Origin of the sequence: Paenibacillus thalictri, from assembly GCF_004307995.1 — a bacterium.
Taxonomy (GTDB): domain Bacteria; phylum Bacillota; class Bacilli; order Paenibacillales; family NBRC-103111; genus Paenibacillus_AF; species Paenibacillus_AF thalictri.
Genome location: NZ_SIRE01000040.1, coordinates 1 through 24,521, shown reverse-complemented (window position 1 = coordinate 24,521; position 24,521 = coordinate 1). Strand labels below are relative to the sequence as shown.

General features: G+C 49.9%; 25 protein-coding genes, 1 rRNA gene, 1 riboswitch and 1 other annotated feature. Of the genes, 2 read left to right on the top strand and 24 right to left on the bottom strand.

The features are described from left to right. Positions 1–21: 21 nt before the first annotated feature. The 23 genes from rplJ to EYB31_RS36530 all read right to left on the bottom strand — a co-directional run bounded on the left by rplJ (position 22) and on the right by EYB31_RS36530 (position 20,321). Positions 22–534 (bottom strand): 50S ribosomal protein L10, encoded by a 513-nt coding sequence (gene rplJ / locus EYB31_RS36640; RefSeq protein ID WP_131018520.1) that lies wholly within the window; start codon positions 532–534, stop codon positions 22–24. A 78-nt stretch (positions 535–612) separates the two neighbouring features. After that, positions 613–763, bottom strand: a sequence feature (ribosomal protein L10 leader region). Between the two features lie 49 nt (positions 764–812). After that, positions 813–1,508 carry a 50S ribosomal protein L1 gene (gene rplA, locus EYB31_RS36635; protein ID WP_131018519.1) on the bottom strand — a complete coding sequence of 232 codons (696 nt, stop codon included), beginning with the start codon at positions 1,506–1,508 and terminating at the stop codon, positions 813–815. Between the two features lie 78 nt (positions 1,509–1,586). Continuing rightward, positions 1,587–2,012 (bottom strand): 50S ribosomal protein L11, encoded by a 426-nt coding sequence (rplK, locus tag EYB31_RS36630; RefSeq protein WP_131018518.1) that lies wholly within the window; start codon positions 2,010–2,012, stop codon positions 1,587–1,589. 106 nt (positions 2,013–2,118) lie between these two features. Next, positions 2,119–2,652 carry a transcription termination/antitermination protein NusG gene (gene nusG, locus EYB31_RS36625; RefSeq protein WP_131018569.1) on the bottom strand — a complete coding sequence of 178 codons (534 nt, stop codon included), beginning with the start codon at positions 2,650–2,652 and terminating at the stop codon, positions 2,119–2,121. A gap of 27 nt (positions 2,653–2,679) precedes the next feature. Beyond that, positions 2,680–2,883 (bottom strand): preprotein translocase subunit SecE, encoded by a 204-nt coding sequence (gene secE / locus EYB31_RS36620; protein ID WP_131018517.1) that lies wholly within the window; start codon positions 2,881–2,883, stop codon positions 2,680–2,682. A gap of 18 nt (positions 2,884–2,901) precedes the next feature. Beyond that, positions 2,902–3,051, bottom strand: coding sequence for a 50S ribosomal protein L33 (gene rpmG / locus EYB31_RS36615; RefSeq protein ID WP_131018516.1), 150 nt, complete (start codon positions 3,049–3,051; stop codon positions 2,902–2,904). 243 nt (positions 3,052–3,294) lie between these two features. Continuing rightward, on the bottom strand, positions 3,295–3,939 hold the full coding sequence (gene sigH, locus EYB31_RS36610; protein WP_131018568.1) for an RNA polymerase sporulation sigma factor SigH: 645 nt from the start codon (positions 3,937–3,939) through the stop codon (positions 3,295–3,297). Between the two features lie 122 nt (positions 3,940–4,061). Further along, positions 4,062–4,574, bottom strand: coding sequence for an NYN domain-containing protein (locus EYB31_RS36605; RefSeq protein WP_131018515.1), 513 nt, complete (start codon positions 4,572–4,574; stop codon positions 4,062–4,064). Between the two features lie 11 nt (positions 4,575–4,585). After that, positions 4,586–5,326, bottom strand: coding sequence for a 23S rRNA (guanosine(2251)-2'-O)-methyltransferase RlmB (gene rlmB / locus EYB31_RS36600; protein ID WP_131018514.1), 741 nt, complete (start codon positions 5,324–5,326; stop codon positions 4,586–4,588). A gap of 46 nt (positions 5,327–5,372) precedes the next feature. Then, positions 5,373–5,792 (bottom strand): Mini-ribonuclease 3, encoded by a 420-nt coding sequence (locus EYB31_RS36595; protein WP_131018513.1) that lies wholly within the window; start codon positions 5,790–5,792, stop codon positions 5,373–5,375. Positions 5,793–5,802: 10 nt separating this feature from the next. After that, positions 5,803–7,200 (bottom strand): cysteine--tRNA ligase, encoded by a 1,398-nt coding sequence (gene cysS, locus EYB31_RS36590; RefSeq protein WP_131018512.1) that lies wholly within the window; start codon positions 7,198–7,200, stop codon positions 5,803–5,805. Next, complete coding sequence (cysE, locus tag EYB31_RS36585) at positions 7,181–7,852, bottom strand: serine O-acetyltransferase (RefSeq protein ID WP_131018511.1); 672 nt, start codon at positions 7,850–7,852, stop codon at positions 7,181–7,183. The genes cysS and cysE overlap by 20 nt, the downstream gene beginning before the upstream one ends. Before the next feature lie 404 nt (positions 7,853–8,256). Further along, complete coding sequence (gene gltX, locus EYB31_RS36580; RefSeq protein WP_131018510.1) at positions 8,257–9,714, bottom strand: glutamate--tRNA ligase; 1,458 nt, start codon at positions 9,712–9,714, stop codon at positions 8,257–8,259. 51 nt (positions 9,715–9,765) lie between these two features. Then, positions 9,766–10,251 carry a 2-C-methyl-D-erythritol 2,4-cyclodiphosphate synthase gene (gene ispF / locus EYB31_RS36575; RefSeq protein ID WP_131018509.1) on the bottom strand — a complete coding sequence of 162 codons (486 nt, stop codon included), beginning with the start codon at positions 10,249–10,251 and terminating at the stop codon, positions 9,766–9,768. A 3-nt stretch (positions 10,252–10,254) separates the two neighbouring features. Further along, on the bottom strand, positions 10,255–10,953 hold the full coding sequence (gene ispD / locus EYB31_RS36570) for a 2-C-methyl-D-erythritol 4-phosphate cytidylyltransferase (protein WP_131018508.1): 699 nt from the start codon (positions 10,951–10,953) through the stop codon (positions 10,255–10,257). Positions 10,954–11,015: 62 nt separating this feature from the next. Further along, positions 11,016–12,107 (bottom strand): PIN/TRAM domain-containing protein, encoded by a 1,092-nt coding sequence (locus tag EYB31_RS36565; RefSeq protein ID WP_131018507.1) that lies wholly within the window; start codon positions 12,105–12,107, stop codon positions 11,016–11,018. A gap of 133 nt (positions 12,108–12,240) precedes the next feature. Beyond that, complete coding sequence (pssA, locus tag EYB31_RS36560) at positions 12,241–12,969, bottom strand: CDP-diacylglycerol--serine O-phosphatidyltransferase (RefSeq protein WP_131018506.1); 729 nt, start codon at positions 12,967–12,969, stop codon at positions 12,241–12,243. A 76-nt stretch (positions 12,970–13,045) separates the two neighbouring features. Further along, positions 13,046–14,125, bottom strand: a complete 1,080-nt coding sequence (disA, locus tag EYB31_RS36555; protein ID WP_131018505.1) for a DNA integrity scanning diadenylate cyclase DisA — start codon at positions 14,123–14,125, stop codon at positions 13,046–13,048. Between the two features lie 19 nt (positions 14,126–14,144). Further along, on the bottom strand, positions 14,145–15,515 hold the full coding sequence (gene radA, locus EYB31_RS36550) for a DNA repair protein RadA (protein ID WP_131018504.1): 1,371 nt from the start codon (positions 15,513–15,515) through the stop codon (positions 14,145–14,147). Between the two features lie 169 nt (positions 15,516–15,684). Next, a complete protein-coding gene (gene clpC / locus EYB31_RS36545; protein WP_131018503.1) occupies positions 15,685–18,126 on the bottom strand; it encodes an ATP-dependent protease ATP-binding subunit ClpC in 2,442 nt (813 codons plus the stop codon). Between the two features lie 79 nt (positions 18,127–18,205). After that, positions 18,206–19,273: a protein-arginine kinase McsB gene (locus EYB31_RS36540; protein WP_131018502.1), complete on the bottom strand. Its 1,068-nt coding sequence runs from the start codon at positions 19,271–19,273 to the stop codon at positions 18,206–18,208. 15 nt (positions 19,274–19,288) lie between these two features. Then, positions 19,289–19,807, bottom strand: coding sequence for a protein-arginine kinase activator protein McsA (locus EYB31_RS36535; RefSeq protein ID WP_131018501.1), 519 nt, complete (start codon positions 19,805–19,807; stop codon positions 19,289–19,291). 52 nt (positions 19,808–19,859) lie between these two features. After that, positions 19,860–20,321, bottom strand: a complete 462-nt coding sequence (locus tag EYB31_RS36530; RefSeq protein ID WP_131018500.1) for a CtsR family transcriptional regulator — start codon at positions 20,319–20,321, stop codon at positions 19,860–19,862. A 290-nt stretch (positions 20,322–20,611) separates the two neighbouring features. Further along, a riboswitch (M-box (ykoK) riboswitch) is annotated at positions 20,612–20,783 on the top strand. 267 nt (positions 20,784–21,050) lie between these two features. On the opposite strand from EYB31_RS36530, the gene EYB31_RS36525 reads away from it, so the two are divergent. Both EYB31_RS36525 and EYB31_RS36520 read left to right on the top strand, forming a co-directional pair. Then, entirely contained in the window at positions 21,051–22,775 is a 1,725-nt protein-coding gene (locus EYB31_RS36525) for an ABC transporter permease (RefSeq protein WP_206105527.1), read from the top strand. Positions 22,776–22,790: 15 nt separating this feature from the next. Beyond that, complete coding sequence (locus EYB31_RS36520; protein WP_131018499.1) at positions 22,791–24,089, top strand: ABC transporter ATP-binding protein; 1,299 nt, start codon at positions 22,791–22,793, stop codon at positions 24,087–24,089. A gap of 305 nt (positions 24,090–24,394) precedes the next feature. Here the strand turns inward: EYB31_RS36520 and rrf are convergent. Further along, positions 24,395–24,511 (bottom strand): 5S ribosomal RNA (rrf, locus tag EYB31_RS36515). Between the last annotated feature and the right edge of the window lie 10 nt (positions 24,512–24,521).

Here is a 24,521-nt window from a genome sequence, read left to right as displayed (position 1 = left end):
TTTTTGTCCGTTATCCGGAAATTAAGCTTCTTGCGCGCCGCCTTCTTGCTTCTCTGCAACAGCCTTAACCGCAAGGGCGAAGTTGCGTACAGGAGCTTGAAGAACGCTGAGCAACATGGAAAGCAAACCTTCGCGGGAAGGCAAGCTTGCCAGTTCTTGAATTTGTTCTACGCCTACAACGCGGCCTTCTACAACGCCCGCTTTCACGCTCAACTTGTCGTTTTTCTTTGCAAAATCCGCAAGGATTTTGGCAGGAGCCACTACATCGTCTTTACTGAAAGCAATCGCGGTAGGACCGGTCAAGTATTCGTCGAGTTCGGACAGTTCCGCATTTGCGGTTGCGCGGCGAACCAATGTGTTTTTGAACACTTGGAATTCCACGCCAGCTTCACGCAACTGTTTACGCAATTCGGTAACTTGCTTAACGTTTAATCCACGATAGTCTGCAACAACCACACAGGAACTATCTTTCAACTTGGATGCCACTTCAGACACCTGTTGGGATTTTGCTTCGATAATTTTTACGTTTGCCATCTTTGCACCTCCTAAGAGCTTTTGCGCTAGCAAAAACTGACTTCTCCGGATTCTCACCGGCCGTTTCTTCAAGGCTTTTCAACAAATAGAAAAGCCTTCGCAGACTCTACGAAGGCATGATCGTTTCGTTTCCTTTGGGTTCAAGCAAAGAAAATGTATCATAACACCTCGGCGGGATATTAAGTCCATAACGGACACCTGCTGTCTACGGTAGAAATATTCGTTTTTAGGACCAGATAAGGTTACCACAGCCGATTGAAAAAGTCAACCAGTTAATACTAACCTCTGTAAGGTTGTGTATTTACGCGAACGCCTGGGCCCATCGTGGAAGAAACCGCGATGTTCTTCAGGTATACGCCTTTTGCAGCAGCAGGTTTCGCTCTGTTCAAAGCGTCGATCAACGCTTTAAAGTTTTCAGCGAGTTTGTCGGCATCAAAAGATACTTTCCCGATTGGAGCGTGGATTTGACCCGCTTTGTCCAAACGGTATTCGATTTTACCTGCTTTGATCTCTTGAACAGCTTTCGCTACGTCGAAAGTAACGGTACCGGCTTTCGGGTTAGGCATTAAACCTTTACCGCCGAGAATACGGCCCAATTTACCGACTTCGCTCATCATGTCAGGAGTCGCTACGCACACATCAAAGTCGAACCAGCCTTGCTGGATCTTGTTGATCATGTCTTGATCGCCTACGAAATCAGCGCCTGCCGCTTCCGCTTCTTTGGCTTTGTCGCCTTTTGCGAATACAAGAACACGTTTGGTTTTACCAGTACCGTGCGGCAATACAACCACACCGCGAACTGCTTGGTCTTGCTTTCTTGGGTCAACGCCCAAACGAACTGCCACTTCAACGGTTTCGTCGAATTTGGCAACAGTTGCTTTTTTTACAAGCTCAATCGCTTCGGCCGTTTCATAGAACGTTTCCGGGTTGACCAGCTTAGCAACTTCATTATATTTCTTGCCATGCTTTGCCATGAATGTATCCTCCTCTGTGGTATTAGCGGAAAATCCTCCCACTGATGTGGCGCTTATCAAATAAGCGCCGTAACGCAATTAGTCTTCGATTACAACGCCCATGCTGCGAGCAGTACCTTCGACCATGCGCATAGCTGCTTCAACGGAAGCCGCGTTCAGGTCTTGCATTTTTTGCTCCGCGATTTCACGTACTTTTGCACGTTTTACGGTAGCGACTTTCTTCTTGTTTGGTTCTCCGGAACCTTTCTCGATACCTGCAGCAACACGCAGCAATACAGCAGCCGGAGGCGTTTTGCAGATAAACGTAAAGGAGCGGTCTTCAAATACTGTGATTTCTACAGGAATAATCAAACCTGCTTGGTCTGCAGTACGGGCGTTAAATTCTTTACAGAACGCCATGATGTTAACACCAGCTTGACCGAGTGCGGGACCGATTGGCGGCGCCGGGTTCGCTTTACCTGCGTTAACTTGAAGCTTCACCATTTTAATAACTTTTTTTGCCATTGTGAGACACCTCCCTGCACGTAGTGTGGTTAAACGGGTTGAACCCTCCCACCTGTTAGGCCCGGCCTTGACGGCTGCGGCCTATGGAAACCAATGTAACCATGTATCAAAGTTTCTCCACTTGAGTAAACTCCAGCTCAAGCGGGGTTTCCCTGCCAAACATGTTGACATGTACCTTCAGCTTTAGTTTGTCCGGAATAATCTCTTCGACTGTACCGACAAAATTTGCAAAAGGGCCAACTTTTACGCGTACGGTTTCTTTCAGCTCGAAATCGATAACCGGTTTCGGAGCTTCGATACCCATATGCTTCAGAATCGCTTCGACTTCATCCGGCAAAAGCGGAGTCGGCTTGGAGCCCGAACCCGTCGAGCCTACGAATCCCGTAACGCCCGGCGTATTGCGGACCACATACCACGAGTCGTCGGTCTGGATCATTTCGACCAGCACGTAACCCGGATATACTTTGCGCATTACCGATTTCTTCTTGCCGTCTTTATTGACAATTTCCTCTTCCATCGGCACTAGCACTCGGAAGATTTTGTCCTCCATATTCATGGATTCGACGCGTTTCTCCAAATTCGCCTTGACCTTGTTTTCATACCCAGAATAGGTATGTACGACGTACCATCTTGTTTCCATTTCCATTGTTGTCATCTCATCCCCGCCTTATCGCCCAAGAACGAGACGAAGCAGTTCGGAAATGCCAAGATCCAGCACGTAGAAGTACACAGTGACAAAGACTACAGTCCCAAGGACCACAAGTGTATAGCTGATCATTTCCTTACGGCTTGGCCACTTCACTTTTTTCAGCTCGGACCAGCTGTCGGAGAAGAAGGAAAAGGAACCCTTCATTTTAGCTAAAAAAGACACAGGCTACACCCCCAGCACCTACCGCGTCTCGCGATGAGCAGTATGTTCATTGCAAAATCTGCAATATTTCTTCAACTCCATGCGGTCTGGATGGTTGCGCTTGTTTTTTGTGGACGCATAGTTTCTTTGTTTGCAGCTTGTGCATGCTAACGTAATAATAACCCGCATGATGTACACCTCCTACGGACATGCCCCAAAATTTTTTCCCTTTTTTAATCAGCAAAAAAAACGCCTCAAAAATAGGGCTACCCAATTAACTTTAGCATAAGCCATATATCGTGTCAAGGGAAACTGATTAACGTACAAGGCCATCCAACCTCAATACTCCACATTATTCACAATAATAAAGAGCTATAAACGGCAAAAAACAAAAAAAGCTTCTTATCGAAGCCTCTCTCATCTATTATTCAATTAAACGTCTCTTACTTCGAGATAACGTTCCAGCTTACGCTTCACACGTTGCAATGCATTGTCAATCGACTTGACATGACGGTCTAAATCTACGGCGATTTCCTGATACGACCGGCCGTCCAAATAAAGCATCAGCACACGCCGCTCCAAATCGCTCAAAATTTCGCCCATCTTGTCTTCCAAACCGGTGAACTCTTCCTGATTGATAATCAGTTCCTCAGGATCGCTCACGCGGGAACCGCAAATGACATCAAGCAGCGTACGGTCCGAATCTTCATCGTAAATCGGCTTATCCAAGGAAACGTAGGAGTTAAGAGGTATATGCTTCTGGCGGGTTGCGGTCTTAATGGCCGTAATAATTTGGCGGGTGATGCACAGCTCTGCAAAAGCTTTAAAAGAGGCCAACTTATCTCCGCGGAAATCGCGGATGGACTTATATAAACCTATCATGCCCTCTTGAACAATATCTTCCCGATCCGCCCCGATGAGAAAATAGGATCTTGCCTTCGCGCGCACAAAGTTTTTGTATTTGTTGATCAAATACTCCAATGCGTCGCTATCGCCTTCGCGGACCGCCTCAACAAGATCTTCGTCAGGCTTGAGGTCATATTCGTACATTCTCAACTCTCCGAGGTCGACACTCACCATAATCCCTCCGGCCTGCAAGACTGCTATTCCTATTGCCCATCTTATAGTTGAATTTAGTATACATTATGTAATCTAACATCGTCAACAGATTCGATAATGATAGATTATGGTGAAAAAGCCTATTTTCCACGCCGCATTTTTTCGAACAGCGCTTTTAAATCGGCTGATAAGTTCCCGTCCAGCGGATTCGTGCGTTTGCTTGTCTCCGTCTGGATCTGTTTCTTGATTTCTTTACGGGACAACCTCACTTTGGTCAGCAATTCGCTGGCCGGCAGCCGCAGCGCCCCTTTGCCAAAAATAACATGCTGTTCGGTCATATCGTTGGTCGCAACATAAATCGTCCGGCGGCGGCCCATCAGATTGTTGACGAGCCGTTCGATCAGCTCGTCCGCCGTTTCCTTTTCCTTCGTGTAATACACCTTCAGCTTGCTTTGCACGTATTTGCCGCCGATACCCGGAACGTAGTAGGCATCGAATACCAGCAAGGTCTTGAGACCCGAAAACGACTGGTACTCGGCTAAAATATCGATTAGCCGATCCCGCGCCTCCTCCAAATTCCTGTCCTTAAGCTTGGCCAACTCCGGCCAAGCACCGATGATATTGTATCCGTCGACAATTAAATACTCTTCCATACATAAGCCGTCTATTTCACCGCCGTACGCTGGCGGACCACTTCATACATGAGTACCGAAGCGGCTACCGACGCGTTGAGCGAATTGATTTGTCCAAACATCGGCAGCTTCACCAGGAAATCGCATCTTTCTTTGATCAGCCGGCCCATTCCTTTATTTTCATTCCCGATGACAAGAGCGATAGGCATGTTGAAATTGGACTGGTACACATTTTGCTTGGCTTCAACGTCAGCTCCGCCAACCCACACACCTTGCTCCTTCAGCTTTTCGATCGTTTGCGAAATATTGGTGACACGGGCGACAGGGACATATTCAATCGCTCCGGCCGACGTCTTCGATACGGTGGCGGTTAACCCGACAGAGCGGCGCTTCGGAATAATGACGCCGTGTACGCCGGTGCAATCGGCCGTTCTGAGAATGGATCCCAAGTTGTGCGGATCTTCGATTTCATCGAGGATCAGAATAAACGGCTCTTCCTGCTTATCCCGCGCCCGCGCCAAAATATCGTCCACTTCCACATAGTCATAGGCGGCAACCTGGGCGACCACGCCTTGATGCTGAACGCCTTCCACCATCTGATCGAGCTTGCGTTTGTCGACGGTTTGCACGATCACGCCCTGCTGCTTCGCTTCGCCGATAATCGGCTGGGTCAGCTGCTTCTGAGCGTTCTCGGCAATCCATATCTTGTTGATGGTCCGGCCCGAACGCAGCGCTTCGAGCACGGAGTGTTTGCCGGCAATATATTCTTCCAAGGACGATGCCTCCTTATATGTTCAGGGGTGACCGAAGCTTTAAGCTTTATGACTCCGCATGCTGCGGTTCGATTGTGATCATTAACAATTCATGCAGCCTTTCGAGCTGTTTGGTGTAGTACAGATACCCGACAAGGCATTCAAATGCGGTGCTGTGCCGGTATTCCAAAATATCGGCATTTTTGGCCGAGGTGCCGGATTTGGCGTTGCGCCCTCTTTTCACCATATAGCGCTCATCTTCGGTAAGCAGCGGCAGCAGCCGCGTCAGCGCTTTGGACTGCGCTTTCGCCGAAACGTAACGGGTCGACTGCCGGTGCAGATGATTCGGCCGCTGATTTGGCTGGGACACGACAAACTGTCTGATGAACATTTCATAGAAAGCGTCGCCGATATAAGCGAGCACCAGCGGGTTCATCAGCTTGGGCTCTTGCGCCGGCGCAAACGAAAACAAGGAAAGTTCGTTCATCTTATGATGCTCACTTTCTGCGCCATCGGATTCCTTGCGCCGTATCTTCCAAGATGATGCCTTTTTCCGTCAGCAGGTTGCGAATTTCATCCGCTCGCGCCCAATTTTTCGCGCTTCGCGCTTCTACCCGCTCCTGGATCAAACGGTCCACTTCCTCATCCAGCAGATCATCGGCCACCGGAGCCAGTATGCCCAGAATTCGATCCATCGCCGTAAACTGCTCCAAAACCGCGTCGATTGTCGCTTTTGTCACCTGTTCCCGGTTGACGTAACGATTCGCTTCGTTTACGAGCTCGAAGAAAGCCGTTATCGCATCAGGGGTATTAAAATCGTCATCCATCTTTTCATGAAACATCGTCTTGATGCGGTCGATCGCTTCCATCATCTCGGCATCCGCCGCGCCTTCGCCCGCTGTTTTTAGACGATGGCGCAGGTTGGCAAGACAGTTCTCGATGCGGGCCAAACCGCCGATCACTTGTTCGATGTTGTCGTCGCTGAAATTCAGCGGATTCCGGTAATGCGCCGAAAGCATGAAATACCGCAGCGTCTGAGGGCTCAACGTTTTCAAAATTTGATGAACCGTAATCCCGTTGCCGAGCGATTTGGACATTTTCTCATTATTGATATTAATGTAACCGTTATGCAGCCAATAATTGGCGAGCGCATGGCCGGTCAGCGACTCTGTCTGGGCGATTTCGCATTCATGATGCGGGAATGCCAAATCTTGTCCGCCGCCGTGAATATCAATTGTCGTTCCTAAGTATTTACGAACCATCGCCGAGCATTCGATATGCCAACCCGGCCGGCCGTCGCCCCATGGACTGGACCAGTAAATTTCCCCCGGCTTGGCAGCCTTCCACAACACGAAATCCTGCGGGTTCTCCTTGCGCTCATCCACCTCAATACGAATGCCGTACTGCAGCTCCTCCAGATTCTGATGGGACAACTTGCCGTACTCGGGAAACCGCACCGTACGGAAAAAGACGTCTCCCCCGTTCTCGTAAGCAAAGCCGTGAGCAACCAAGTCCTCGATAAAAGCGATGATCTCGGTCATATTTTCCGTTACCCGCGGATGGACGGTCGCCTGCTCGATTTGAAGCAGCTTCGTATCCTCGTAATACTGCTTGATGAACCGATCGGCCACCTCGGGCACCGTAACGCCAAGCTCACCGGCTTTGCGGATCAGTTTATCGTCGACATCGGTAAAATTGACGATATAAGTTACCTCATATCCGGTCGAACGCAAATATTTGCGAACCGCGTCGAAGAAAATGAGCGGCCGCGCGTTCCCGATGTGAATATAGTCGTATACGGTCGGGCCGCAAACGTACATCTTGACCTTGCCCTGCTCGAGCGGCTGGAACGTCTCCTTGGCCCGGGTGAGTGTGTTATACACTTTGAGCGCCATGCTGAATGGATCCCCCGATCTTTTGTTTGGCTGTTTCCAGCTCCAGTTTCATTTCGTCAATCTGCTTCTGCTGCTGTCTGAACATTTCCAGCACCGGGTCGGGCAAGTTGCTATGATCCAAGCGGCCTACCCGTACCCCATCCCGCTTGACGACCCGCCCGGGGATGCCCACCACCGTGCTATTCGGCGGTACTTCCTCCAGGACAACCGCATTGGTGCCGATACGCGAATTGTCTCCTACCTTAAAGGAACCCATCACTTTTGCTCCTGCGGATATGACCACATTATTGCCGACGGTCGGATGGCGTTTGCCGGTTTCTTTCCCGGTGCCGCCAAGTGTGACTCCATGGTACAATAACACATCGTCGCCGATTTCGCACGTTTCGCCGATGACGACCCCCATCCCATGGTCTATGAAAAACCGGCGGCCGATCACCGCGCCCGGATGAATTTCGATCCCCGTCATGAACCGGCTAATTTGTGAGATGATACGCGCCAAGGTATACAGCCGTTTCCGATAAAACCAGTGGGCCAGCCGATGCGCCCATAAAGCGTGCAGCCCGGCATACGTAAAGAACACTTCAAACCAGCCTTTCGCCGCCGGATCGTTATCAAATACGGCTGCGATGTCCTCCTTTATCCTGCTGAACATGTGAGTCTCCCTTCTTCCGTACACAAAGATATTGGAAGCAAAAAAAGCCCCCGCAGCCCATAAGGCTGCAGAGGCGTGTAGACGCGGTTCCACTCTGCTTAAAGCTAGCCGTGCCCGCCATGTCAGCGTGGTAGGGCAGCTTCAACTTCATTCGTTCTTATCGTGAACGGACCGGCAGAACCTACCCTGCTATGATAAGCAGATCGGCACTGCAGCTCACAGGCGCATTTCCGGTAAGGGGGAACGGACAACTCGCAGCCGGAATCTTCGGCTTTAATAAGCCGGACAAAACCGATTGTCCTCTCTGGGGATGCCTCGCAATAACGTACTTCTCCTGGTCTTCGCCATTATATTGTGGGTTGTTCCTCTTGTTAGTTTATAAGTATATCGGAAATGCCCGCTGTTTACAATAACTTCTTCAGCCGCGCAACCACCTTGTTTTTTCCAAGCAAATGAATCGTATGATTCAAATCCCTGCCGTGCATCTGCCCCGTTAAAGCGACACGTGTGGTCATAAACAGCTGTTTACCTTTGTAGCCCGTTTCCTTCTGAACTTCCTTAAGCAGCGCTTGAATCGCCGCGGGAGAGAAATCCTCCGCCTGTTCGGCTTTGCCGAGAAAGCTGCCCAGAACAACCGGGACATACTCTTCCGTAAGCAGCGCCTTCGCTTCGTCGTCTTCGAACACGACATCTTCCTTGAAGAACAGTTCCGTCAGCTCGACGATTTGCGCCGCGTAATTCAGCTGCTCCTGATACAGCGCTACAAGCGATGTCACCCATTGTTGCTGCTCTTCCGACAAAGCTTCGCCGATCCGGCCGGCTTTCTGCAGATGAGGAACGGCAAGCGCCGTCACAATCACAGGGTCTGCTTTCTTCAAATATTGGTTGTTCATCCAATTTAATTTATCCATATCAAACACGGCCGGGCTCTTCGCCACACGATCAAGACTAAACTCGGCGATCAGCTCATCCATCAAATACATTTCCTGCTCCCCGCCCGGGGACCAGCCCAGGAGGGCGATGAAATTGACGACCGCTTCGGGCAAATAGCCGAGATCGCGGTATTGTTCGATGAATTGGATAAGCGACTCGTCGCGTTTGCTCATCTTTTTGCGGTCCGGGTTCAAAATGATCGCCAGATGGGCAAACTTCGGAGCGGGCAGTCCCAACGCCTCGTACATTATCATTTGCCGCGGCGTGTTGGACAAATGCTCTTCCCCGCGGATGACGTGTGTGATTTTCATCAGATGATCGTCAAGAATAACGGCAAAGTTGTAAGTCGGAATGCCGGTTGGCCTAACGATAATAAAATCGCCGATACCGCCCGATTCAAATTCCACCAAACCGCGAATTTGATCGTCAAAAGAGATTATCTTGTCTTCCGGAACTTTAAAGCGAATCGCCGGCTGGCGCCCTTCCGCCCGGTAAGCCGCGGTTTGTTCCGCCGTCAGATGGCGGCATTTACCCGAATAACGCGGCATTTCTCCCCGCGCTTCCTGCTCCGCCCGCTCCTGCTCCAGATCTTCCTCCGAACAAAAGCATTCATAAGCATTGCCGGATTCCAGCAATTGCTGGACATAAGGCTGATATAACGGCAAACGTTGCGTCTGCAAATAAGGACCGTAAGGGCCGCCAACGTCGACGCTTTCCTCCCAATCAAGGCCGAGCCATTTGAGTCCGTTTAATTGACTGTCGATTCCGGTTTCCACATGGCGGGTTTGATCCGTATCTTCAAATCGGACGATAAATGCGCCGCCCTGTTTACGGGCAAATAAATAATTAAACAACGCTGTCCGTGCGCCCCCAATATGCAGGTGACCGGTCGGACTTGGCGCATAACGCACGCGAATGTTGCTTGTCATCAGTATTAACCCCTCTCGCCTATCCTGTAATACGCCTAAAAATAATAATTGTTATGATAGCATACCTTTCACAAGGCAAACAACCGCCTGTGCGGCGATTCCTTCTCCTCTGCCGGTGAACCCGAGCTGCTCCGTTGTTGTCGCCTTCACATTCACCTGCGACGGCTCGGTCTCCAGCGCTTCCGCAATACGTGCGACCATAGCCGGTATATGCGGAGCCATTTTGGGCCGCTGCGCGATAATCGTCGCATCCAGGTTGCCCAGCCCGTAACCCGCTTCCTTCGCCAGTTTCCACACGTGTACCAGCAGCACATAGCTGTCGGCATCCTTAAACTCCGCAGCCGTATCTGGAAAATGCTTGCCGATGTCTCCTAACGCCAGCGCCCCAAGAATCGCGTCGCTGATCGCATGCAGCAGCACATCCGCATCCGAATGGCCGAGCAGCCCTTTTTCGAACGGGATATCCACTCCACCGATTATGCATTTTCTGCCTTCTACCAACTGATGCACGTCAAAACCTTGTCCTACCCGTATCACTTCTTAATCCTCTCCCCTGACATTTTGCGCAATCCATTCCGCCCATGGCAAATCCTCGGGCGTTGTAATTTTAATATTGTAGTAGTCGGATTGTACGACATGCACCGGCGTACCGAATCGCTCGACCAGCATGGCATCGTCGGTGCCGACAAATCCGTCCCGCTCCGCCTGTTCATAAGCCTGCTCCAGCAGCGAACGACGAAAAGCTTGCGGGGTTTGAATAGCCCACAAGCTTCGCCGATCGGGCGTCGAACGAATGACACCCGTTTCGTCCACGATTTTTATCGTATCCTTGACCGGTACGGCCAGAACCGCAGCCCCGGTTTCCACCGCTTTGCTCCAGCAGTGGATAATGTCTTTCGTATTTGCAAACGGGCGCACACCGTCATGGACAAGAACATGCTCCACCTCCGGCGGCAATGCCTTAAGCCCCTCCCGAACGGAATGCTGCCGCTCGGCTCCCCCGACTACGATGCTGTGAAGCTTGCTAATATGGTATCGAACTGCATATTGGCGGCATCTGGCAACATCATCCGGCCCCGTAACCAGCACAATAAAATCGATTGCCCCTATACGTTGAAACAATTCCAACGTATGTACCAGGATCGGCTTGTCCCCGACCTGCAGAAACTGCTTGCTTTCCACAGATCTCATTCGGGAACCTTTCCCGGCAGCAACGATGACTACGCCAAGTTTCCCCACCTCGGCTCCCCTTCCCGCGATGCAAAGCTGCTCAAAATTTCACTCCTCTTACTATACCGATTTTAGAGCGCTTTTTCCAATAGTTTCGGTTTGGCGAAAATCATCCGGCCCGCCGACGTCTGAAGAACGCTTGTCACTAGGACGTCCAAAGTGGCTCCAATAAACTCTCTGCCGCCTTCAACGACAATCATGGTGCCGTCATCCAAATAAGCGACGCCTTGTCCATGCTCCTTGCCATCCTTAATGACCTGAACCAATATTTCCTCGCCCGGCAGCACAACCGGCTTGACCGCATTCGCCAAATCGTTGATGTTCAGCACGGATACCCCTTGCAGCTCGCATACTTTGTTTAAGTTGAAATCGTTGGTAATGACTTTACCCTGAAGCACCTTGGCAAGCTTGACCAATTTGCTGTCCACTTCGGAAATCTCATCGAAATCGCCTTCGTAGATCAGCACCTTTACATCCAGCTCTTTTTGAATTTTATTGAGAATGTCCAGCCCTCTGCGGCCTCTGTTGCGTTTCAACAAGTCGGAAGAATCGGCGATATGCTGCAGTTCTTCAAGCACAAACTCGGGTATGACCAGCGTCCCTTCGATAAATCCCGTTTTGCAAATATCCGCAATGCGTCCATCGATAATTACGCTGGTATCCAAAATTTTATGCTCTTCGAACGCTTTGCCGCCTTTATCCGCATCCTTGGACACCTTGCTCTTGGAGAACAAGGAAATCATCTCTTCCCGCTTGGAATAACCGAACCGGAACCCGACGATGCTCAGAATCGCCGTGACGCCTATATGTACCAGCATGCCCGTTAATCCGTCGCTTTGCACCGGAACCAGCAGCGCAACCGCTACCAGCATGCCGACCATCAGCCCCGTCGTTCCCGCCAAAAGATCGGCCATCGGTACTTTGGCGATCCGCTGTTCCCCGCGCTGAATCAGCTTATAGCCGAAATCGGCAACCCAGGCGCTGACCACAAAGCCAACCGTCCCCCCCAGCACCATCAGCCAATAAGCGTGTCCAGGCACCTGTTCGATCGTTACGGCAGGCCCCATGACGCTTAATACCGGTTCACTCCACGTATTACTCCACTCAAACCCAAGCATACCTCCCATAATGGCAAAAAACAATTGTATCCATTTCTTCAACATGGGTTCACCTCCAATGAGTTGTATAAGTCTCGTTACAATTATGAACAAAAACTGGAAACGATAAACAAACAAAAAAGGCATTTATTTTCTCATCACAAGAAAATAAATGCCTTTTATTTTCAACAGCAGCTTATTACATCATCGTTTCCGATTTTACCTCTTCCACAGACTTCTTTTTCCGTCTTCTGAAGAGAAGCCGATCAACGTTTTTTTTTAAGCCGTACAGCGCATAAACGACCAGCGGAACAAAAATCATCTTAGAGAGCATGCCTGGAAACGCTATAGCAAGACCGACGGCAATGACAACAATAATCGGTGTAATCCAGATGGCAGCTTTCGGAATACCCACTTTTTTAAAGTTCGGATATTTCACCGTACTAACCATCAGGTAAGACAACAGCAAAGTACTCAACAGCAGCACCACTGTGTTCAACTGCTCATGGAACAATGCCAGCGTACATAATACGCCGCCCGCTGCCGGAATCGGCAATCCGATAAAATACCCCGGAGTACCCGCCACCACGTTAAACCGCGCCAACCGCAACGCACCGCAAATCGGGAAGATTGCCGTTGCAATCCAAGCCGCAGCCGTATTCAACTCGGTAAATGCAGTCACGTACATAATAAAAGCAGGAGCGACACCGAAGGAAATCACATCGGACAACGAGTCCAATTCCTTGCCAAATTCGCTCTGCGCATTTAAAGCTCTTGCCACCCGCCCATCCAATCCGTCCAATAACATGGCGACGATTACGAAAATCGCTGCCAATTCAGGATTTTTGTTAAAGACGAGAATGATCGAAATAATTCCCAAAAATAAATTCCCTACCGTAAAAACGCTGGGGAGTGATTTGGTTATCATGTAATTTGTCCACCTCTGGTTTTACTTTACCCTAATACTCATCATTATATTAGACTATCCTTTTACAGGATGCAAGCTAAATATGTCTGTCAATAAATACTTGCTCTTGAATTCGTTTTAACCCTTCTTTAATCGTCCGGGCCCTTACCTCCCCGATGCCGTCAACCTCATCCAGTTCTTCGATCGTCGCCATCATCAGCTGAGGCAGTTCCTCGAATTTGTCGATTAGATTATGGATAATAACCGTCGGCAAACGGGGAATTTTGTGCAGCACACGGTAACCTCTCGGAGAAACGTTCTCCTCCATAATGTTGTTTGTTTGATGGTATCCCAGCAGCTTAACGATTTGAATGTGGTCAAGCAATTCGTCGGGGGCAAGCCGCTTCATCGCGTTCATCATATCCCTGACTTTCTCGTCGCTGCCTTCTTTGGAGTAATCCTTGAGCAGCAGGAAAGCTTCATGCTCCGTATTGGCCACCAGCTCATCGAGCTGCATCCGGATTAAGCGGCCTTCCGTGCCGAGTTCATTAATATACCGCTTAATCTCATTTTTTATACGCAATACCATTTCCGTCCGCTGGACGACGATGGTCACTTCATGCAGCGTCACCAATTCCTCGAATTCGGCGGCCCCCAGATTGGTCAGGGCTTGGTCCAGCACCGACTTGTACTTCTCCAGCGTCTGGATCGCTTGATTGGCTTTGGTCAGAATGACACCGATATCTTTCAGCGCATACCGTAAGTTGCCTTGGTACAAAGTGATGATGTTGCGGCGCTGCGAAATGGATACGACCAGCTTGTTCGTTTGTTTGGCAACGCGTTCCGCCGTCCTATGCCGGATACCGGTTTCTGTCGAGGGGATGGACGAGTCGGGAATCAACTGCGTATTGGCATATAAGATTCGTTTCAAATCCTCGCTCAGAATGATGGCTCCGTCCATTTTGGCCAGCTCGTATAAGTAATTGGCCGAAAAGTCGCTATTAATCGTAAACCCGCCGTCAACCAGTTCCATGACCTCGGGGCTGTAACCTACCACAATCAGCGCTCCCGTTTTGGCTCGCAGCACATTCTCCAATCCTTCGCGGAAAGGGGTCCCAGGCGCAACGAGCTGCAGCAGCGAGCTCATTAAGTCTTTCTTGATTTCTTCTTTACTCATGATGATGCCCCTTCACAATTTATGCTAAAGCTGCGGATAATGCTTCCGCTACTGTTTGTACACCGATAATTTCGATCCCTTGCGGCGGTGTCCACCCCTTCAAACTCGATTCAGGCAAAATCACGCGCCGAAATCCGAGTTTTTGCGCCTCCCGCACACGCTGATCTACTCTCGATACGCCGCGTACTTCCCCGGTCAAACCTACCTCGCCGAACACCACATCATAAGGCTGCGTCGGAATTTCTTTGAAGCTGGAGGCGATGCTGACGGCAATGCCTAAATCGACCGCGGGCTCATCCAGCTTCACGCCGCCGGCTACATTTAAATACGCGTCCTGATTTTGCAAAAACATGCCCATCCGCTTTTCCAAAACAGCGACAATAAGAGACAGCCGGTTATAGTCGACTCCCGTCGCCATGCGCCGCGGAGTCGGAAAATTCGTTTGCGATACGAGCGCCTGCAGCTCGACCAGAACCGGGCGCGTTCCTTCCACGCTGGCCACAACCGTTGAACCGGATACTCCTAGCGGCCGTTCCGATAAGAACAATTCCGACGGATTTTGCACCTCAACTAAACCGGTTTCGCGCATTTCGAAAATGCCGATTTCGTTCGTTGATCCGAAACGGTTTTTAACCGCCCGCAGCAGCCGGTAAGAATGGTGCCGCTCCCCTTCAAAATAAAGGACGCAGTCCACCATATGCTCCAGCAGCCGCGGTCCGGCGATAGCTCCTTCTTTGGTAACATGGCCGACCAGCACGGTAGCGATGCCTTTGATTTTGGCGATCCGCATGAAATGTCCCGTGCATTCCCGTACCTGCGACACACTCCCGGGAGCCGATGCGACGGCAGGATGGTAAACGGTCTGGATCGAGTCAATTACCATAAAATCCGGCTGGACCTCTTCAATGGCCTCTTCGATCTGCTCCAAATTGGTTTCGCAAAGCACATACAGCTGCGGGGATGCCGCGCCAAGCCGATCCGCCCGCAATTTGGTCTGACGAACCGATTCCTCGCCAGAAATATAAAGCACCCTCATTCCTTTATCGGCGAGCGCAAATGAAGTTTGAAGCAGCAGCGTCGACTTGCCGATGCCCGGATCTCCCCCCACCAATATGAGCGAACCCGGGACTAGCCCGCCTCCAAGCACGCGGTCAAGCTCTTGATGTTGGGTGCACACCCGCTGTTCTTGGCTACTTTCTATATGTATGAGCGGAACTGCCTTTTCTTTCGTCTTAAGTAGGGAAGAATTTACGCCTTGTGTTTTGACAGCCGTTTTCTCCACTTCCTCGACAAAACTGTTCCAAGCCCCGCAGCCCGGACATTTGCCGAGCCATTTGGGCGATTCCGTGCCGCATTCCTGACATTGAAATTTCGTTTTTGGTTTAGCCATTTCTTTTCTCCGTTCGTAAAAAGAGTCCATTTCAAAGTTTACCATTTATACCCTGCAATGAAAAGCTGGTGTCGGATGGAATAAGTGTGATATTTCACACAAAAAAAGCATTCTGCAAGATGAGCTTGCAGAATGCTTTACTGCTTAACGTCCTATATAATCGGCAGCCTTAAGCTTGCGCGGCAGCCTGATTGCGGTTGACGACAAGTTCTCCGTCCGCTTCGTCAATAGTCAGTTTATCACCCTTGACGATATTGCCTCTCAGCAACTCCTCGGATAGACGGTCTTCGATGTGTTTCTGGATCGCTCTGCGCAGCGGACGCGCGCCGAACGTCGGATCAAAGCCTTCTTTTGCAAGAAATGCCTTCGCTTTGTCGGTAAGCATAAATTCGACTTCTTGCTCTTTCAGACGTTTGCTCAAATCGTCCGCCATCAAGGTTACGATACGGGCAATGTGTCCTTCATCAAGCGAGTGGAACACGATGATTTCGTCAATACGGTTCAGGAACTCCGGACGGAAGCTCTTTTTCAGCTCGCTCATCACTTTGTCCTTCATGTTGTTGTAATCTTTGCCTGCATCCTGCGCCGCGGTAAATCCAAGCGTCGAGTTTTTCTTAATCATTTCGGCCCCTACGTTGGACGTCATGATAATCAGCGTATTGCGGAAGTCGACGGTACGGCCTTTGGAATCGGTCAAACGCCCGTCTTCCAGCACCTGCAGCAAAATATTAAACACTTCCGGATGCGCCTTCTCGATTTCGTCAAGAAGCACTACGGAATAAGGCTTACGGCGAACTTTTTCAGTCAGCTGGCCGCCTTCCTCATAACCTACATATCCCGGAGGCGCGCCGACAAGACGCGATGTGGAGTGTTTCTCCATATATTCCGACATATCGATGCGAATAACGGCATTTTCGTCGCCGAACATCGATTCGGCCAATGCTCTGGCCAGCTCGGTTTTACCTACGCCGGTCGGTCCAAGGAAGATAAAGGAGCCCATCGGACGTTTCGGATCTTTAAGCCCTGCTCTTGCCCGGCGAATCGCACGGCTGACTGCTTTAACCGCTTCTTCTTGACCGATGACGCGGTCGTGCAAGATCGATTCCATCTTGAGCAGACGTTCCGTTTCTTCTTCGGCAAGTTTTACGACCGGAATGCCGGTCCAACTGGCTACCACTTGGGCGATATCGTCCGGAGTCACCTCGGAGTCGGTACGGCCTTGTTTTTCCTTCCACTCGTTGCGGGTCGTATCCAGCTCTTCACGCAGCTTCTGCTCCGTATCACGCAGGGAGGCGGCTTTCTCGAACTCCTGGCTTTGCACAGCCGCGTCTTTCTCTTTGCGGATGTCTTCCAGCTTGTTCTCCAGCTTCTTCAGATCCGGCGGTACCGTATACGAACGGAGCCTTACTTTGGAACCGGCCTCGTCGATCAGGTCGATCGCTTTATCCGGCAGGAACCGGTCGGTAATGTAGCGGTCAGACAAGCGAACCGCTTGCTCAATCGCCTCATCGGTAATTTTTACGCGGTGATGCGCTTCATAACGGTCGCGCAGGCCAAGCAAGATTTGGATCGCTTCTTCCGGTGTCGGTTGATCGACGGTAATCGGTTGGAAGCGTCGTTCCAGTGCGGCGTCTTTCTCGATATATTTGCGGTATTCGTCCAAGGTGGTCGCACCGATGCACTGCAGTTCGCCGCGGGCTAAGGCCGGCTTTAAGATGTTCGACGCATCAATCGCGCCTTCCGCGCCGCCTGCGCCAATCAATGTATGCAGCTCATCGATAAACAAAATGATATTCCCGGCTTGGCGAATTTCGTCCATAATTTTTTTCAAGCGGTCCTCAAACTCACCGCGATATTTCGTGCCGGCTACGACAGAACCCATATCAAGCGTCATTACCCGCTTGTCGCGCAGCGTTTCCGGAATCTCGTTGTTGATGATTTTTTGCGCCAATCCTTCGGCAATCGCCGTTTTACCGACACCAGGCTCCCCGATCAGAACCGGATTGTTTTTGGTGCGGCGGCTGAGCACCTGGATAACACGCTCAATTTCTTTGCTGCGTCCGATAACCGGATCCAGGTTGCCCTCTCTTGCAAAAGCGGTAAGATCGCGGGCCAAGCCGTCCAGCGTAGGCGTACTGACGTTTGCATTGGTGCCGTGATTGGTGGAAACGACTTCGCTGCTGCCAAGCAGCTGCAGTACTTGCTGGCGCGCCTTGTTCAAGCTGATGCCCAAGTTGTTGAGCACTCTTGCCGCAACGCCTTCGCCTTCACGGATCAAACCAAGCAGAATGTGCTCAGTCCCTACATACGTATGGCCCAATTTGCGGGCTTCGTCCATCGACAGCTCAATAACTTTTTTCGCTCTTGGAGTGTAGGCGATATTGGTAGGCTGCTCTTGGCCTCTGCCGATGAGCGACTCCACCTCGTCTTGAATTTTCTCAAGCCCAAGGCCAAGCGCGATCAAAGCTTTAGCCGCGATGCCTTCGCCTTCACGAATAAGTCCGAGCAAAATATGCTCAGTCCCTATGTTATTATGGCCTAAGCGTACTGCCTCTTCTTGAGCCAGGGAAAGCACTTTTTGCGCACGTTCCGTAAATCTTCCAAACATCATAACCTGCACCTCCAAATTATAGTAAGATCCCCGCTTTTCTTATGATGGAATGATCGTCGTGTCTGCAGCGGGTGCGTGTTCATCCTTCGGTTTGCGAAAATTTGTGACGAATTAATTCCGCCCTACGAATATCTCTTTCTTCAGGCGTTAGCTTTTCTCCTGCATATTGCTGCAAAAATGCCGGCTGCGTCATAACCATCAGCTCATTAATAGCCGCTGGCGTCACGTTCTGAATAATTCCCAGATCCGCTCCGAGCCGCACATCCGACAGGCGCTGCGCCGCTTCCTTGGAGTCGATAATCGCCGCGTAGGACAAAATGCCAAACGAGCGGCTGACGCGGTCTACGATTTTGGCCTTCCATTCGTGATACAGCTTATGCCGGGCAGCCCGTTCGTGCTCGATAATCTGCCTTACGACCCCATACAGGTTGTCGATGATCTCGTCTTCCGACTGGCCCAACGTGATCTGGTTGGAGATTTGAAACAGATTGCCTAACGCTTCGCTTCCTTCTCCGTACAACCCTCTTACCGCCAGGCCTACCTGCGTGATCGCGGATAAAATGCGGTTGATCTGCTGAGTCAACACCAAAGCCGGCAGATGAATCATCACGGAAGCGCGAATGCCGGTGCCGACATTCGTAGGACAACTGGTCAAGTAACCGCGGCTCTCATCAAACGAGTAATCGAGCTTCGCTTCGAACTGATCGTCGATTTGGCTGGCCAGATCCCAGGCTTCCCTGATTTGGAAGCCGTTCATCAAACACTGAATCCGCAAATGGTCTTCTTCGTTGACCATGATGCTGACCGACTCGTTATCACTGAGGATCACTGCGCCGTTGCGAGATTCATTGGCTAGCGCCGGGCTAATCAGATGTTTCTCGACAAGCACCTGCTTCTGCAATTCGTTTAAGTCGTTTAAGGTTAGCATTGTAAAATGGTCGATTGCCTTAAACTCTTCACTCTGAATAACATCGGATACTTGGTCCAGCACTTCCTTGGACTGCTGGTTGGTGGCCAGCATCGGAAACGGGGAAGGATTCAAATTTCGGGCGATCCGAATCCGGCTGCTGACGACAATCTCGGAGTCCGGACCATCATCCTTCATCCAATCACTAAGCGCATTTTCAAAAAAATGTGTTTCCGCCATGTCTGAAACACCTCCTTAAGCATCAGCCACTTTTTTTTCCAGCTCGCGAATCTGGTCCCTAAGCTCGGCGGCTTGCTCGAATTCCTCGCGTTCTATTTTAAGAAATAGCTCTTTTTTTAAATTTTCCAGTTCCCTCTTATGCTTGATCATGCCACCGCTGCGTTTAGGCACCTTTCCGACATGCGTAACGTTGCCATGCACTCTTTTGAAAAGCGGATCCAGCCGATCGGCAAAATGCTTATAACACGAGCTGCATCCAAAGCGCCCCAGCTTGCTGAATTGGGAGTACGTTAGACCGCATTGCTCGCAGCGCAGCGTTTGTTGCGGCGCTGATACCGCGGCAGCAGACGGAGGTTCAAAATCGAGCAGTCCCGACAACAAGTTATGGATAGAAAAACCGTTTGCCGTGCCGGGGATGAGCTCGCCCTTTTCTCTGGCACAAGCTTCACAAATGTGAAATTCCGTTTTCTCGCCGTTCACGATTTTCGTAAAATGCAGCGTGGCCGGCCGTTTTCCGCATTCTTGACAAATCATCGAGTTTCCCTCCTCCACATCCTGCTGAGCATGAGCATTTCTTGGCTTTTATTTACTTGCTTAATAAAGAAATTAACATCGCTTTTAAAATATTCGCGCGTATTTCGTCCCGGTATGGCAGTTTCAATACCAATACCTCGCGGGCGATGGCCGCTTTCATGAGGCAGCCTTCCCGCTGCGTGATGTAGCCGCCCTCTTCCAATTGGTAGAGCAGCCCTTCCGAAGCGCTCTGATCAATCATGGAACCAATGGTGCCAAAAATGTGATCAAGCAGCTCGCCATGCGATTGCAGCGCGACCTTCTGAATGCGGATGTATCCGCCGCCGCCGCGCTTGCTTTCGACAACGTAGCCTTTTTCGAGTGTAAAGCGGGTGCTTATCACGTAATTGATTTGGGACGGAACACATTCGAATCGGTCTGCAAGCTCGTTACGCTGGATTTCGATGACTCCTTCGGGACTTTGCTGTAGCACCTGCTTCAAATAATGTTCGATGACTTCCGAAACATTACGCATCAATCTACCCCCAGTCGGCATAGCTTAGCACTGCATAACCGGCAGTGAAAATTGACTTTGACTTTCTTTGACCTTAATTTCATTATAATGATTTGGCTGCAATTTGCAAGAGCTGTTTAACGTGTCTGTTGAGCAGCGTCAGATAACCTTATATACTTATCTACTCACAGTATTTACAAAAGTACCCTTGATTAACGTCGGACCCTGTTCCAATTAATTCTTTTTCACATTTTTTTATTCCGCTTATTGACAATGAATTACAGGAAGAAGTAAGATGCTTAAGGAATTAAATATGTCCTCGTTAGGTGAGGCTCCTATACAAACATAGGCCACTGCCCGGAAATATCGAAAGATGCCAATGGGTAGAACAGGAATCGCCGGATTAAGGCTTTTCATAATGTGGCTAAGAGCGCTGCTCTCTTTACGTTGTATAGTGCTAAAACTGGACTAGGGGGAACCGGTTTATTTGTTATGAACTTATGCCCCCTGGGACCAAAACCAGGGGGCTTTCATATTTTATGAACTAAAGGGGGGAACTGGGATGGACAGTAGTAGTCAGATGCCGCAATTAAAGCGAATAACCCGTACTTTGCAGACAAGGAATCGTGTGCATCCGTCTACCAGTGCGCCCTCGGTATATATAGCCGAAGCGGTTTAATTGGACGGATTATTCACGCTCTCCTCATGCAATGTGAGGAGGGCTTTTTTATTTGAAAAGGAGGTTTTGCGGTGAAATGGAACGGTTTTCTTCATGCCAGCAACAAATATAAGTTCGGCTTTGCCGATATTCTGGTTGTCTTAGCATTTATCTCGATTTTTTATTTGGCAGCCCGTCTGGGCTCGGCGATGCAGGCCCCTTTCTCCGAAAGCGATCAGCCGGCGATAAGCCTCGCTCCGCAAATGCTGCCTTATTACGCCGGGCGGTCCCTGCTCAGAATGTTTATTGCTTTCGGAGCATCGCTTTTGTTTACTTTTGTGTACGGGCGTATTGCCGCCTATCACCGTTTTGCCGAAAAAATTATGATCCCTGCGATCGATATCTTGCAATCCGTTCCGGTTCTCGGATTCCTATCTGCAACCGTGCTGATGTTCATGGCCTTATTCCCCGGAAGCTTGCTGGGGGTAGAATGCGCTTCAATATTTGCGATTTTTACCGGCCAGGTTTGGAACATGACGTTCAGCTTCTACCATTCCCTTTCAACGATACCGCGGCCGCTGCATGAAGCGGCGCAAATTCACCGGCTTGGCACATGGTCCCGGTTTACCAAACTCGAAGTTCCCTTTTCTATGATCGGTTTGGTTTGGAACAGCATGATGTCGTTTGGCGGAGGGTGGTTTTTTCTTGCCGCGAGCGAATCCATTAGCGTGTTGAATCAAGACATCCAGCTTCCCGGGATCGGCTCGTATATGGCTGCCGCTGTAGACCAAGGAGATGTAAAGGCCATTATTTACTCTATTGTTGCGATGGTCCTCTTAATATGCCTTGTCGACCAGTTGTTCTGGCGGCCGCTTGTGGCATGGGCACAAAAATTTAAGAATGAGCAATCGGAAGCCAATGAAGCGCCTACGTCATGGGTTTATGACATGATCAAACGTGCGCTGTTCATTCAACGCATTCAACGCACCGTAAGCATTTTTGTCCATGACATAACCAGCAGTGTGAAGCAAAGAAGCTTGTCTGTTCATTGGCCAAAACCTCCGTCCGTTATAACTAGATCGGCAGTGTGGATCATTTGGGCCGCCGTCGCCGTGTTTTTTGTCAAATATGCCTATGAAGCAATTTTAGAGATTAGTAAGCTGGGCCCGGACGAAATCATGAATGTTATCGTTCTCGGTCTCAAAACAGCGTTTCGCGTGTTCATATCGACAGTTCTTGCCGTGTTATGGACCGTACCCGTCGGTGTGATGATCGGGATGAACCCGAAGCTATCGAGAATCGCGCAGCCGATTGTGCAGGTGCTGGCCTCTTTCCCGGCCAATATGGCATTTCCTTTGTTTACGATTCTGTATCTCAAGCTTGGAATCAGCATGAACATAGGCGCAATCCCTCTTATGATGCTGGGTACGCAGTGGTACATCTTGTTTAACGTTATCGCTGGCGCAATGGCCATCCCATCCGATTTAAAAGAAGCGGCGACGATCATGCGTCTGAGCCGTCCCCAAATATGGATCAAGCTGATTTTGCCCAGCATATTTCCGTTTCTCGTCACCGGCTGCATTACTGCAAGCGGAGGGGCTTGGAACGCGAGTATCGTGTCTGAGCTTGTCTCTTGGAAAAACGATACATTGGAAGCATCAGGGCTTGGTTCTTTTATTGCCCAAGCGACCACCCATGGCGACTGGCCTCAAATCATATGGGGTATTGTCGTGATGTGTTTGTTGGTTGTAGTGATCAACCGGCTAGTCTGGCGTAAGTTGTATGCCGTATCAGAAAATAAATTTCATCTTGAATAAGGAGTGTGAACCGACATGAAACAAACCTTGATCGAACTGCAACAAATCTGCAAGCGCTATGATACGCCTAATACAACAAATGTCAGCGTCTTGGAAAATATAAAATTAACGATTGTAGAAGGTGAGTTTGTATCTATTTTGGGACCATCGGGTTCCGGCAAATCGACCTTGCTGCGAATTATTGCCGGTCTCGTGCCTCCTTCTGACGGAGCAGTCTATTATAGCGGTCAAGAGGTACGGGGAGCGAACCCAGGGGTGGGCATGGTATTTCAATCGTTTGCTTTATTTCCTTGGCTGACCGTGCTTGAAAACGTAAAGTTGGGGCTCGAGAACAAACATCTCACTGAAACCGTGAAAATGCGCAAGGCTCTCTCGATCATCGATATGCTAGGGCTTGACGGATTCGAAAATGCGTACCCCAAAGAACTATCGGGAGGCATGAGGCAACGGGTTGGCATTGGGCGGGCGCTTGTTATGGAACCGGATATTTTGTTAATGGATGAGCCATTCTCGGCCCTTGACGTCTTGACTGCCGAAAACCTCAAACGGGATTTGCTTGAACTCTGGACCGAGAAAAAAATCCCTACCAAATCCATCATTATGGTCACGCACAGCATCGAAGAAGCGGTCTACATGTCTGACCGGGCGGTTGTCTTATCCCGGGATCCGGCTCGTATTATTGCCGATATTCCTATCCCAATGACTCACTGGAGAGATAAGCAAGACGTTCAATTTACCGGGCTAGTGGACAGAATTTATTCCATACTCACGAAACGGGAGCTTAAACCAACTGAACCGATAGAAGAAAGAAAGAAAAAAATCGAAAAAGTGCAAGAAGTGCCAGCTGGCGCGCTGACAGGATTTATCGAGCTGATTGACGACCTTGGGATTACTGTTGATTTATACAGGTTGGCAGATCAGTTGAGTCTGAACCTGGAGGATTTTCTGCCCATTGTCGAAGCCGCTCAAATGCTTGGGTTTGCTCAAATCCAACACGGCGATATTACATTAACTGAAGTTGGGCGTCATTTTGCTGACGCCAGTGTGTTGGAAAGAAAAGATATCTTTAAAAAGCAGGTACTGCAGCATGTCCCTATGATTGAAAAAATCATCTGGATCCTGCACTCCAAATCAAACAATAAGATGGAACGCGAGTTTTTTCTGGAAATCTTCGAAAAACACTTTGGTTTAGAGGAAGCGGGGCATCAAATGGATATTTTAATCGATTGGGGAAGGTACGCCGAATTGTTCGCTTACGATGAAAAGGCAAAAAATCTGTATTTAGAGCAGGAGGTTACCGGTACTATAGACTAACAATGATCCGCTTCAAAATCCCCCCAATCTCAATACAGAACGCTAATCGGCTGCCCGTTAATGGAGCAGCCGATTTCCCGTATACCATAATACTCCGATCAGAGGACGATGCTTCGGCTTCACGCCGTATGCCTTTCAGTCTTGACTGCGGCCAGTGGCTGCAAAACTTCGCCGTCTGATTCATCGTCATTTTCTAACGCGCGTACAGATTGATAGCACATCCAGCGTCTCATGCCGATGGTCGTCCTCTACGAGTAATACATGCAAAAAAGATCCTTCTCTGATACAGAAGGATCTTACTCTTTGCTTGGCAACGTCCTACTCTCCCGAGACCCTGCGGTCTAAGTACCATCGGCGCTGGAGGACTTAACGGTCGTGTTCGAGATGGGTACGCGTGGTTCCCCTCCGCCATCGTCACCAAACATGTTTTGC